Origin of the sequence: Bacteroides sp. CAG:633 (assembly GCF_000435115.1) — a bacterium.
GTDB classification, from domain to species: domain Bacteria; phylum Bacteroidota; class Bacteroidia; order Bacteroidales; family Bacteroidaceae; genus Bacteroides; species Bacteroides ndongoniae.
Genome location: NZ_FR883074.1, coordinates 5,362 through 17,460, shown reverse-complemented (window position 1 = coordinate 17,460; position 12,099 = coordinate 5,362). Strand labels below are relative to the sequence as shown.

The window sequence follows — 12,099 nt, the reverse complement described above, 5'->3', positions numbered from 1 at the left end:
GTTACAGCCAGTGCCGCCAGCGGGAGTACGTAGAGATACTTCACCCGCGCCCACGGATTGGACTTTTCTTTTAACATCATAGTGATACGTTTTTTAAGTGAACTGTGATTAAAGCTGTTGGCCATAGAGTAGAGCCTTGTGCCGACAGCTTTTTTTATTAATAACATCTGATATTTCCTGGCATCCACCCCCTCGCGCAGCACGGTTTCATCGGCCTCGTACTCGTGAAGGGTCTGCAACTCCTGCTTCAACAGCCATGCGGCGGGATTGAACCACTGCACAAAAATGCAGAGGTCGGCCAGCAGCAGGTCCCACGAATGTCGGTTGCGGATGTGCGCCAGCTCGTGAATCAATATCTCGCGGCCGTTCTCCTCCAGATCCTTGCGCGACAGGACGATGTAGCGCATCCAGCTGAAAGGGGCGATGTCGCGGTTGTGCACCACCAGCCTTACATGTTCCGCACGACCCGGCAGATAATCCGATACCCGCTCCACTCGGCCCCGGCGCAACAATGCACCCAGCCTGCCAAGCGACCACAAATTGCGTACGGCAAAGAAAACAATCCCTGCCAGATAGACCAGCAATGCCACACGTACCCACAGTGCCGTAGCTGGCTGTGCCACGACTGTCTCCTGCCCTTCCTCCACATCGGCCAGCAGAAGCAGCTGTTCCAGCGTCAGCATCGTTTCCTGCACTCCCACCGGTTCGTTCACACTGACCTCCACCAGCGGAAGCACGGACGACAGCACCAGCAGTCCCAACAAGGCAAAGCGGTTGAACCGATGAAACGTGTCGCGACTCATCAGCAGCTTATAGAACAGGTAGAACACCGCCAGACAGGCAGCAGACTTAAGTATGTAGACTAAAAAGATCCCCATATAATTTATGTTTTAGTTAACGAGTTGACAATGCCTTCTCCAATTCCTGCTTCATGACCTCCGTACCGGGGAAGCCCACATGCTGGTACACCACCCGGCCTTCCCTGTCCAATATCAGGTAGGCAGGAATGCCTGTGAACTGGTATTTCTTCAACAGGTCGGCATTCTGTGCGTTGGTCAGGTAATAATGCTCGCCGTGAATGTCGGTAATCATCTTTTTCCACAAAACCTGCGGAGAGGTTTCGTCGGTCACGAACACAAAGTCCACATCCTTGTCCTTCAGTTCCTCCTTCATCGGCTTCATGCTCTTCATGGCCTGACGACAAGGAGCGCACCACGTGGCCCAGAAATCTATCAGTACCACCCGTCCCTTATGTCGGGCAGCAATGGCCGGCAGCAGGCTGTCGCCCCTGACGGAAGCATCCAGCGTAGCAATGGTGTAACCGTCGCCTCCATGGGCAGCCTTTTTCAGAGCCTCTGCGTATTCGTGGTGTTTGGTCAGGACATATTCGCGGATGGCAGGCGTCTGCAAGCTGTCCACCTTGGCCAGCAACGTATCGGGCAACGGAGCCATGCGTCCTAAGTAGCGGCGCGCCATCTCGTTCAAGACCATGCTTTCCAAATCCTTGCACCAGGAATGGTCTGCGGCAGGATCGTGAGCCTTACTCAAGGCCGACACAATGCTCGGATAGCGCGTAGTCATCATCATGGTCGGTGAGCGGAGGGAATCAAGTGCCATGATTTCATCGCGGAAGCCGGGACCCTCGGTCAGGCTGCCCCGCTTCTGTCCTTTGGCCCGCAGAGCAAAACCTATGGTGTACTTGGCAGAGGAAACATTGCTGAATGTAAGAGCCTGCAATTCCAAGTGCAGCAGCCTCTTCACAGGGGCACTGAACGAAGCATCGTTCTCCAACCACTGATTCACCCGGTCATAATAAGCCAATACCTTCTCTTTCAGCTCGTCCACCGACATGGTACCGATGTCGTCCAGTTCGTCAGTCGCATCCAGACTGTAAGGGCCGTTGTTCAAGGCAGTATTCAGCCCGTCGTAATCGCCCTCGAACCATACTTTCTGCACGTCCTTGTATTCTTCGCCAAAGAGATGCGTAGTAGCCATCTGTATAGCATGGTAGTTGATGGTCATCGTCACCTCACTGCCCGGCGCCACAAAGACAGAATACTTCTGCCTGCCCACGTAGAACGACTTCAGTCCCGGATGGGTCAGATAATCGTCTATCACACAAACGCCGTCCTTCTCTTCGACAGAAACAGGCAGTAACGACTGCGCCCCCCATTCGCTCAAACCATAACGGATACTGCCCGGCGACACCTTGCCCAGGAAACGGACGGTGATGCGGAACTTTCCGAAGACGGGCTGCGCCGCCGGCAGAGGGCGGTCGTAGTCAGGCCGATGATGGACCAAACGTTCGGGCACGTCTATTTCGGGCTTTTTGCCGTCCAAATGTATCTGATTCAGCGTCCAACCCCGGTCCACATTTTCCTGAAAATCGCATGTGGCTACATCGACCGGAAGGGGCTCAAATGTCCACTGCATGCTGACTTTCCCGTTAACGGCTACCTCCAGATCCTCCGTGGTCGAAATGCCTTCAGCCTTCTTCAAGGCATATTGTTTGCCTCCGGCCGACAAGGTAGCCGAAGGGGACAACCTGATTGCATCACCCATGACTCCGGCATAATAGTCTACGTCGACCACCGTACGGTCATCATAGAGAGATACACGGCTCACTTCCAGCCTTGTCTCCCCGCCCAGGAAGTAGGGCTTCTCCACCACCTTCAGTTGTGCGTACCCACTCAGCCAGCACAGCACGGACAACATTACCAATAATATCTTTTTCATACGGATTCTATATTAAATGATCCAACTTATCATTGCTTCTCGTCCGACACCTGCCGGATGGCCTCCAGCAGCTCGTCGCGCTTCTGCTGACTGGTGCCTGTCACCAGCTTGCGCACCACACCCTGCTTGTCCAGCACCACCGTGGTAGGTGTCTGCTGCACGCCGAACATCTTCCACAGCACAGAGTCGCCTGCCACCTGATGGAAGCGGAAACCACGACGCTCTATGATCTTCTCAATCTGTTCGGGCGTATTCCAGGTGACGGCCAGGTAGTTCACGTCGGGACAGACGTCCATCCACCCGTTCAGCTCGGGCATCTCGCGGATGCAGGGACCGCAACCGGTGTACCAGAAGTTCAATACTAACGGACGTCCCTGCGTGTTGCTGTCGGTCCAGCAACTACCGTCTGTCGCCTGCACACTGAAAGGTCTGATACGCTCCCCCTCCTTCATAGCCGACTTGGGAGTGCGATCTATGATGGACAGGAACTGCTTGTTTTCTTTCGCCTTCTCCAACCAATAGTCGGCGTCTTTCACTTCGGACAGGGGAATGGCATACTTCTTCGACTTCTCGCTCAGCTTGATGCCTGTCACCAGCAACAGCATCTGCCCGTCGTCGTTCTTCAGTAAGGACATCTGATAGGCAGCTCCCTGCAACTCCGAAGGCATTTCCGCAAAGAAGCAGCTGTCCACCAGCAGCTTCGGTACCTTTTTTCCGTCCGACTGCCCCCAGACAGCTACGGTCAGGCTGCACAGCAGACACATCATCATAAGAATACGCTTGCTCATAACCGTCCCTCCTCTACTTTCTGTATCAGTTCCTTCAGCTCTTTCAGCGAAATGTCTTCCTCCTTCACCAGCGATGACACAGCACCCAGATACGAGTTATTAAAATACTTGCTGATAACACTCCGCAACGTACGGCGACTGAAGTCGTCTCGAGTCACCGTGGCATAATACTGATAGGTGTTGCCAAAAGCCTTATGCGCCAGGTAACCCTTTTCCTCCAGCCCGCGCACAATGGTGGACAGGGTGTTGAAATGCGGCTTCGGATCATCGTAGAAAGCCAGCATCTCTTTCACAAACAGTGGGCCTTTTTCCCAGAAAAAGCCCATGATTTCTTCTTCTTTTGCAGTCAATGCTTTCATATTATTTTTTTAGTTACGAGTTATGAGCTACGAGCTACGAGTTATGAATTACGAGTTACGAATTTGCAGCCCACCACTTACTTGTAGCTCGTAGCCCTTCCCCTTGCAAATAACGAAATAATTTAGTTCATAAACTAATTTTCATAGTTAACAAGAACTAAAACTTTTAGTTTGCATGAAAAATGGGGAAGAGAGTGAATGAAGAATGGTGAATGGTTGAAGGTTTGGAGATTTTTCAGACGCGGAAAACACAGATAACACGGATTTAAAATTTTTACTCTGTGAAACTCTGAGTCCTCTGTGGTGAATTGAATCATGGTGCATACGTGTGTAGAGACGCAAAATTTTGCGTCTCTACCGTAGCGGATTCAACATTTTCAAAATACCTACAAATAGGGATTGCACCAGCCGCCAAAAAATCGTTAATTTGCGCCCGGGATAAAACAATGCCTTCCCAAAGGCAGTTATACACTAAAACAAGCATTTACGCCCATGAACGAACCGCATAAATACCGTGCTACGGACAAGATGAGCGACCTCATCTGCGACAATTACTCCCTACTGATGGTGATGAGCCGCTTCGGCCTGTCACTCGGCTTCGGCGACAAAACGGTAAAAGATGTCTGCCAGACACAGGGAGTGGACTACCGCACCTTCCTCGCCGTGGCCAACTTCATCAGTCACGAGCCCTACACTTATAACAACGAGGAAGAAGATTTCTCGCTCACCGCCCTGATGGACTACCTGAAGCGGGCACACACCTACTTTCTCGACTTCAACCTGCCCGCCATCCGCCGCAAGCTCATCGAAGCCATCGACTGCTCGGGTACGGAAGACGTGTCTTTCCTCATCCTGAAGTTCTTCGACGAGTATGCCAAGGAGGTACGCCGCCACATGGAGTACGAGAATCAGGCCGTCTTCACCTACGTGGACGGGCTGTTGCAAGGCCGCCTGTCTGACAACTACGACATTGCCACCTTCGCCAGCCATCACAACCAGATAGACCGTAAGCTGACCGAGCTGAAGAACATCATCATCAAATACTATCCCGAAAAAGGGAACAACAACCTGCTGAACGCCGTCCTGTTCGACATCTTCAACTGCGAACAGGACCTTGCCTCACACTGCCAGGTCGAAGATTATATGTTTGTACCCGCCGTGGCACAAATGGAAAGGAGACTGAAAGATGAGCAGCAATAACCTGTCGTTGAAAATAGTGGTAGCCGAAAGCTCTGTCATTATCCGCAGCGGTGTGTCGGCCGTACTTCGCCGCATCCCCAACTTTGACATCCACCCCGTAGAGGTCAACTCTGCCGAGGGCCTGGGCCACTATGCCAACCTGCACCAACCCGACATCATTATCATCAATCCTGCCCTCGACGGGTGGTTCAACCTGCCTGCCTTCAAGGCCGAACATCCCCGGCTGGCGGGTGTCAAATACATCGCCCTCATTTCGTTGGTGACCAACAACAACGTGCTGAAGGAATACGACGAACGCTTCTCCATCTGCGACGACCTCGACATCATCACCGCCAAACTGAATAGCCTGCTCCGCAACGACGAAGAGGAAGAAGAGGAGAAAGACAACGAATCAGACACCCTGAGCCAACGCGAGAAAGAGATCGTCACCTGCGTCGTAAAGGGAATGACCAACAAAGCCATTGCCGAAAAGCTCTTCCTCAGCATCCACACCGTCATCACCCACCGCCGCAACATTGCCCGCAAGCTGCAGATCCACTCCCCTGCCGGCCTCACCATCTACGCCATTGTCAACAAACTGGTCGAACTGAGCGACATCAGGGAGAAGCTGTGAGAACTGTTCACCACAGAGGACACAGAGTTTCACAGAGCCTTCAGAAGGACATATCAATAATAAAAATAGTACTTTCATTCTGTCATGTTGAGCGGAGTGAAGCGAAGTCGAAACATCTCACACACATACTCGCTTGAGATTCCTCGACTTCGCTCAGAATGACAGGATGCAAAGGCTTTGTCGCTTTGACACATCCTTCTGAAAATCTCTGTGAAACTCTGTGTCCTCCGTGGTGAGGCCCCCCAACAAAATTCCCGCCCTGCGATATCACATCGGAAGGCGGGAATCCTTTTATCTTCATAAAAGTGGTTACGTAATTATGACTAACTAATTCATTCAAATCTGATACTGCAAAGATAGCGCATCGGCACAGATGGTGCAATCGCATGAATTAGGTATAATGCCGTCTCCCTTTCATCAAATATAAGTAATAGAGCTTGGATATTCTTCTTTCAGGCATAACTGTGCATTCCTCCCAACAGGAAATTGACTCCGAAATACGTGGCCAGCACACATAGGAAAGCTGCCACACAAAACGCATGGAAGAACACCGGACAACGGAACCAGGGCAACGAAGCCGGATGTAAAGCCAGGGCATAGACCAGCATCGTCACCAGTGCCCACACTTCCTTGGGATCCCATCCCCAGTAACGTCCCCACGACACATTGGCCCACACCGCTCCCACAAAGATACCTGCCGCCAGCAGGAACACTGCCGGATAGAGCATCAGGCGGCTCACCGTCTGCAACTGTTTCATTTCGTCTCCGCAATCTTTCCGCATCGCCCCCAGCAAAAGGGCTGCCACACCGTTCAGCATCACAAAAGCCAGCAACGCATAGGCTATCATGATGACCGCCACATGAATACTGAGCAACGGCGAAGCAAGTACCGGCATCAGCGGAGTGATCTGTGGATTGCGCTCGCCCAGCATCGACACCATCAGCGCCAGCCCGCACACTAAAAAACCGAAAGGCAAAGCCAGCGGAAAACGTCTCCGAAAGCACAGTGTCAGTACCGCTGCACATACGGCCAGCAGATGCATCGTCTCGTGCCCGTTCGACATCGGCAGATGCCCGCTCACCACTCCACGCAGCACCATCAGTACCAACAGCCACAATACAACGGCTCCCATCACTCCCGTCAGTCCGCGGCCAACGGTCTTCCCTGCCTGTCTGCAACGTATCAGGCAACGCACATAGTAAACAAACGTTCCCAGTCCCAACAGCACCAACGTCACTGCCAGAGGCAGACTGTTGTTCAGCCGGTTGTAGAGCCGTTCGGCACGAAAGCGCAGGTCCGAAGGCAACATTCCGGCTGCCTCACGCCGCTGGTAGGTGCGTATCTTCTCCACCAGCCGCTCCACTTCGGCATAGTCTTTCCGGGCCACCTGCTCGGCCACGTAGTTCATCACTCCCCGCACAAAGGCTCCTTTCTCATACGACAGGTCCTTCGGCAGACGATCAGCCAGCGACAGCCACTCCAACCGGTAGCGACCACCATGCAGTGTGTCACTAATAACCCGATACGGAAACAGTTTCCACAGACTTCCGGCAGCTGCCGCACTCACCAGACTGAACTTTTCGTTTGCCTCACCTGCTCCATGTGTGTCTTTCACCGCAGCTCCGGCCAGCCGGTCGGCGTCGAGCTTATAGCCTTCCGGCCCCACAAAGTCCTGCAGGCTGGCATAGCTTCCGTCAATTCCCAGCAGACGGCGTACTTCCCGGCTCTTCACACGGATGCACGGCTCCGTCTTCCAGTCGTCGTAGTAGAAGAACCAGCCAGTCAGCACCTGCTCGGCCGAAAGTCCCTTGTATTCCGGCTTGCCGTACAGCTTCACCGTAAAGTCCCTGGCCAGTGTCTGTAAAGGACAGACGCGGTCACGATAGTACACGTACATCTCGCCCATAGCAGCCGCTGTCTCCCGAGGCAACACCCGTGGCAGACCCTCCTGCGCCCGAACGGATGGAACCGACAGCAACAGTACCACTGCCAGCCCCGCTCCCCGCATTCCCCGGGCACTGCGAAGCAACTGCCTGAACGTACTGTGCGGACTGAAAAAGAACATCAGCCCTGAAAACAGCAGAGCGAGGTAGCCCGCATACGTGATGCCGATACCCCACGGATCGCATGCCACCGACAGCGTAGCGCCCTGCCCGTCGGCATCGTAAGCCGACTGGTAGAACCGGTAAGGCCCGTAACGGAAAATACGGTTCATGCTCACCACCGCCTCCTGCCGCTCCCCGTTCGCCACCAGTGCAAAACGGCTTACAAAGTCGCTCGGTGCCGATGTACCCGGATAATACTCCACCCGGAAGTCATTCAGCACCAGTGCAAAAGGCAAGGGTACCACCCGGCCGTCCGAAGCGAGAAAAGAACTTTCCGTTCCACCCTTCCGCAAATGTACCCTGCCTTGCACACCCCACACATGGGTAACCAATGCTCCCAGCAGAATCACCGCAAACGACAGATGCAGACAAAAAGTCGCCCGGTGCTTCTGCACCCGGCGACCTATCAGATAAAGGATGGCTGCGACAGCCGTCACGGCCCAACAGACAGCAAACCACGAGGCTCCGTATACATACCGGACCACCCAACCAGTGCCCCACACTTTCTCCACACACGTGGCTGCCATCAGCACCCCCAGCAACATCCCCAGCAGACCGAAAGAAAGATTTCGTAAATGTTTCTTTGCCATAACTAAAAAGAAAGAGAACCCGTCAGATGGAGTCAATGAACTTCACGATCGCGTCGCGATCCTCCTTCGAGAGCTCGCGGAATTTCTTTACGCTATAGTAGGCATCACTCTGCTCGCTCGTACCGTGCCACATGATGGCCTCCAGCGTCGTACGTGCCCGGCAGTCGTGCAGGCGGTCGGCATACTCGGCACCGGTACAACGCTGGTGCAGGCCACGTCCCCACAACGGTGTAGTACGGCACCATCCCGTACGGATGTCGTTCACCATGTGCAGCTTGTGCTGTACCATGTCCGTATAAGGCCATATCTTCTGATTGGGATAGCGTGGCAACAGGTTGGCCCGTTCGCCCGTAAAGAAACGTGCCGGGTCGCGTATCTCGTCCTCGCCCGTCGTCCAGCTGGGCTTGTGGCAGTAGGCACAGCCTATTTCCGAAAAGAGTTCCTTGCCGCGCACCACAGCTTCGTCGTCTACATTGCGTGCGGCAGGCACGGCCAGACCACGGTGCCACACCATCAGGTCGATGTAGTCCTGATCGCTGATTTCTACTGGCAGGTTCTTCGATGTCAGATAATTATAGATGTTATCGGCTACGTTGTCCGTAAACCATTCGGGATGCTCCTCGGCAGTAGATACCTTGGCAATGTATGCCGGAAATCCGGCCTGAATGTCCGGATCCTGCGAAGCATACGTGGCATACGTACCTGCCGCATCCAGATAATGGAAACGCCGGTCACTGCGGGTCACGTTCGTAATGTTCCAGAAGGCATTGGCTCCGGCAGCATCCTGCAGGGGCCCGCGACTCAAGGCATACGTATAGCGGTAAGGATACTTCGTACCGTCACCTCCCTGAGCCGTGTTGGCATACTGTCCCGTCCACTCACCGTTGGCAAAAATGTTCGGGTTCAGACCGTTGGGCAGAAAGCCGTCCTGTTCTTGCCTGGCATACTCGGCTTTCAGGTCAGCATCGCTGATGGCATCCAGCAGACCGGTTCCGTATATACCGATGGTCGATTCCAGACGCACTTCGTACTCACCCACGTCATATCCCCGGTTGGCCACATAGATCGCACTTTTCGGAATCGTCACTTCCGGATAGCGCAAACGGTAAGTCTCCCCGTCGGGAAACTGATTTCCGAAAGCATCGGTGTATTCGTGCCACGTGATGCGGATCTGCGACTCGTCAACCGGTGCCTTGAAGGGAGCCACTGCCTTCGTCTGCGGCATACCGGCCAGCCAGGGCACATAGGCATTGGTCGCCGGATTGTAGACAACAAGCAGATAGCCGTTTCCTATCTCGCTGGTGTTGAACGTACCGTTGTTCTGGCTCTTGCCATGACCGTAACCGGGATGGCAGTGCATGCAGGAAGTACGGATATAGAGCGGCCCCAACCCGTGACGCACCCCTTCGTTGTTCGAGTTGAACGACTTTTCAAACAGCTGTTCTCCCCGTTTGAATTCCTCAAAGAAGTTTTCTTCCACAACAGCCGTAGGCTGCTCAAATGCTGTTGTGGTCTGCAGGAACGAAGTTCCCAGTTCTCCCCCTGTATAATACCATTCGGGCAGTTCCGTGGCTCCTCCATCCGTTGACGGGACAGCCGGTCCGTCGTCCTGGCAGGCGGTCAGGCACAAGCCCAGCGCAGCCATCAGGTAAAAATAGTTACATTTCATTTTTTCCTCAGATATTGACATTTAACTCCGTTGTTACGATTCTCCTGCCTGCTCAATTCTGTGCCACTGCGTTCATCACCGCGCTCAATGCGTCCGACACCTCATTGCAGGCAGCAATGGCGGCCTGGTTAATGGCATCGTACTGCGGGTCGCGTGCCGTCTTGGCAAAAGGTTCCTGCATCTTTCCGATGGCATCGATGGCAGCCTGGATGGCGTTCTTCAGGCGGGTATCCGCCTCCGGACTGATAGTAGCTACGTAAGCGCTCAGCGAATGGTCCACCGGCTGAATGTAACCGTCGGTCACATTTCCGTTCTTGCCTATCTGATAACCTTCGTACGCATTCTGTATGCTCTTGATGTTGTCGGTAAAGTCTTCAATCGAATTCAGGCTGTAAGGCGATTCTATGTAGTCGGGATCATCCTCCTCGCCGTGTCCGGTCGGATTGCCTATCTTCAGACCACCCACTTCGTCGGCAATGTCCTGTGCTCCCACCAGCAGTTCCTGAATGGCGTTGGCATAGCTCACCCACGTCGATCCCAGCTGTCCCGAGTTGATCATCTCATATCCGTACTTACGGGTAGGCTCCAGTTCGAGTTCGGCCAGCAGGTCGCGCTTCTCCTGATCAATGTCGGCCACTCCGTCGGCCCACGATACTTCCAGACGGATGCACTGGTTGCGCAGGTCGGCAGCCACGGCAGTCAGGTAAATCAGTTCCTGTTTGGTATATAGGCTCACGTCACGTGGTTCTCCCGTACCGATACCGTCGGTACCTACCCCGTACAGCATGTATTCCACGGCATGAAATCCCAGCAGACTCTCGCCCAGCGTCGAGATAAACACACCGTCCTCGTCCATGTTTGCCATCTGCTGCTCGTTACTCAGCATGTTCTCCATGGCGGTACGGTCCAATGGCCAGGTATCAATATGCGGATCGATGTTGTAGTCGGCAGCAGGCCCATAAAGCCATGCCTCGCTCAACTCCCAGTAGCGGCGTGCTTTCTCCCACGAGTCACAGGCTTCCTGCACCATGGCTCTGGTCAGATTGCCTGCACCGGCATTGCGCAGTGCCAGGCATTTTTCATACAGTTCCATCGTAGCATCGGCCATACCACGATACGTCGGCACTACCGTCTTCTCAATGTAGTCCTTGGCTACCAGCTGCAAGGCTTGTTCCTGGCCAGTCAGTTCTCCCGGATCGCCCGTGTTGTCGTCGTCGCTGCAGGCAGCGTTACTCAGTCCCAATGCTGCCGCCATCATCAGGCAGGCAGTTCCTTTCCAAAATTTCTTCAATTCCATATCAGTTTATTTATTATTGGTTATTCATTCTATTTTCGTGTATAAATGGAGGTATTCTCTTTCAAGGAGTCAGAGCAGTTAAAGATGCCCTCTTCCCCCCCTCTTATCTGCCAAACAACCCCGCATACGCCACTCCCAGCGAAATGGAAGGCTCGTTGTTGTACTTGCTTTTCAGCAAGCCGATGGAATATTCTCCTTTGATCACAATGTCCTTGATGGGATAATAGTTGACACCCGCCGCCAGGCGCGTACGTCCGCACCAGTCGTACTGATACACACCGGTTTCCACCTTGTACATGGAGTCGTAATAGTCATATCGGGCAAACACGTAGAGTTTCTGTTCCTTTTCCCGCAGTTTGGCGATTTGCGAAAACAGGTCATACCCCGCTTCTATGCCAACGGCAATGGCATCCGATGCCACGTCCTGCTCCTTCGACGGAGAATTTTTCTGCTGATTCTTGTTCCAGGTAGTAATGATATCCGAGTCCGACAGATGACCGTAGTCCGCATAGCCGCGCACAATCCAGTTATGTCCGTGGTAGTCGAAGTCGAAGGCACCGATCGTCACCGTTCCCTTCACGCCCTCATACTTGGCCGACGTGCTTCGCATCAGGCTATTACTGAACGAATTGCCCACGTATCCGCTGACCGACAGGCGCAGTCCCTTCACCGAATAGTTATCCACCCGGAAAGCTCCCGCCATCGCATTGGCTATCTTGAATTCGTACGGACTTCCGGCAG

General features: G+C 53.7%; 9 protein-coding genes and 1 pseudogene. 2 read left to right on the top strand and 8 right to left on the bottom strand.

Features of this window, described 5'->3' with window-relative positions; translation table 11 throughout:
* The 4 genes from QVP67_RS08495 to QVP67_RS08480 form a co-directional block, all read right to left on the bottom strand.
* Positions 1–878 (bottom strand): M56 family metallopeptidase (locus QVP67_RS08495; protein ID WP_288180042.1); only part of this gene is annotated, 878 nt, incomplete at its 3' end.
* A 16-nt stretch (positions 879–894) separates the two neighbouring features.
* Positions 895–2,736, bottom strand: a complete 1,842-nt coding sequence (locus tag QVP67_RS08490) for a TlpA family protein disulfide reductase (protein WP_022163142.1) — start codon at positions 2,734–2,736, stop codon at positions 895–897.
* Positions 2,737–2,765: 29 nt separating this feature from the next.
* Positions 2,766–3,524: a TlpA family protein disulfide reductase gene (locus QVP67_RS08485; RefSeq protein WP_022163141.1), complete on the bottom strand. Its 759-nt coding sequence runs from the start codon at positions 3,522–3,524 to the stop codon at positions 2,766–2,768.
* The gene (locus tag QVP67_RS08480) at positions 3,521–3,883 is read right to left on the bottom strand and encodes a BlaI/MecI/CopY family transcriptional regulator (RefSeq protein ID WP_022163140.1); all 363 of its coding nucleotides are present in this window, start codon (positions 3,881–3,883) and stop codon (positions 3,521–3,523) included. Before QVP67_RS08480 ends, QVP67_RS08485 begins: the two co-directional genes overlap by 4 nt.
* 492 nt (positions 3,884–4,375) lie before the next feature.
* Here QVP67_RS08480 and QVP67_RS08475 point away from each other — a divergent pair, with 492 nt between their 5' ends.
* Together QVP67_RS08475 and QVP67_RS08470 are read left to right on the top strand one after the other, a co-directional pair.
* The gene (locus QVP67_RS08475) at positions 4,376–5,083 is read left to right on the top strand and encodes a hemerythrin domain-containing protein (protein ID WP_022163139.1); all 708 of its coding nucleotides are present in this window, start codon (positions 4,376–4,378) and stop codon (positions 5,081–5,083) included.
* Positions 5,070–5,696, top strand: coding sequence for a response regulator transcription factor (locus QVP67_RS08470; RefSeq protein WP_022163138.1), 627 nt, complete (start codon positions 5,070–5,072; stop codon positions 5,694–5,696). The genes QVP67_RS08475 and QVP67_RS08470 overlap by 14 nt, the downstream gene beginning before the upstream one ends.
* Before the next feature lie 452 nt (positions 5,697–6,148).
* On the opposite strand, the gene ccsA is transcribed toward QVP67_RS08470, so the two are convergent.
* From ccsA to QVP67_RS08450, 4 genes and pseudogenes are all read right to left on the bottom strand, one after another.
* Positions 6,149–8,392, bottom strand: a complete 2,244-nt coding sequence (gene ccsA / locus QVP67_RS08465; protein WP_288180041.1) for a cytochrome c biogenesis protein CcsA — start codon at positions 8,390–8,392, stop codon at positions 6,149–6,151.
* Between the two features lie 22 nt (positions 8,393–8,414).
* Entirely contained in the window at positions 8,415–10,061 is a 1,647-nt protein-coding gene (locus tag QVP67_RS08460; RefSeq protein WP_071150332.1) for a di-heme oxidoredictase family protein, read from the bottom strand.
* 52 nt (positions 10,062–10,113) lie between these two features.
* Positions 10,114–11,358 carry an imelysin family protein gene (locus QVP67_RS08455; protein WP_022163135.1) on the bottom strand — a complete coding sequence of 415 codons (1,245 nt, stop codon included), beginning with the start codon at positions 11,356–11,358 and terminating at the stop codon, positions 10,114–10,116.
* A 103-nt stretch (positions 11,359–11,461) separates the two neighbouring features.
* Positions 11,462–12,099, bottom strand: a pseudogene (locus QVP67_RS08450) (hypothetical protein); the annotation flags it as partial.

Excerpts from the sequence above, each read along its gene's own strand:
- QVP67_RS08490 (WP_022163142.1), bottom strand. The coding sequence starts at position 2,736 with ATGAAAAAGATATTATTGGTAATGTTGTCCGTGCTGTGCTGGCTGAGT.
- QVP67_RS08485 (WP_022163141.1), bottom strand. The coding sequence starts at position 3,524 with ATGAGCAAGCGTATTCTTATGATGATGTGTCTGCTGTGCAGCCTGACC.
- QVP67_RS08480 (WP_022163140.1), bottom strand. The coding sequence starts at position 3,883 with ATGAAAGCATTGACTGCAAAAGAAGAAGAAATCATGGGCTTTTTCTGG.
- QVP67_RS08475 (WP_022163139.1), top strand. The coding sequence starts at position 4,376 with ATGAACGAACCGCATAAATACCGTGCTACGGACAAGATGAGCGACCTC.
- QVP67_RS08470 (WP_022163138.1), top strand. The coding sequence starts at position 5,070 with ATGAGCAGCAATAACCTGTCGTTGAAAATAGTGGTAGCCGAAAGCTCT.
- ccsA (WP_288180041.1), bottom strand. The coding sequence starts at position 8,392 with ATGGCAAAGAAACATTTACGAAATCTTTCTTTCGGTCTGCTGGGGATG.
- QVP67_RS08460 (WP_071150332.1), bottom strand. The coding sequence starts at position 10,061 with ATGAAATGTAACTATTTTTACCTGATGGCTGCGCTGGGCTTGTGCCTG.
- QVP67_RS08455 (WP_022163135.1), bottom strand. The coding sequence starts at position 11,358 with ATGGAATTGAAGAAATTTTGGAAAGGAACTGCCTGCCTGATGATGGCG.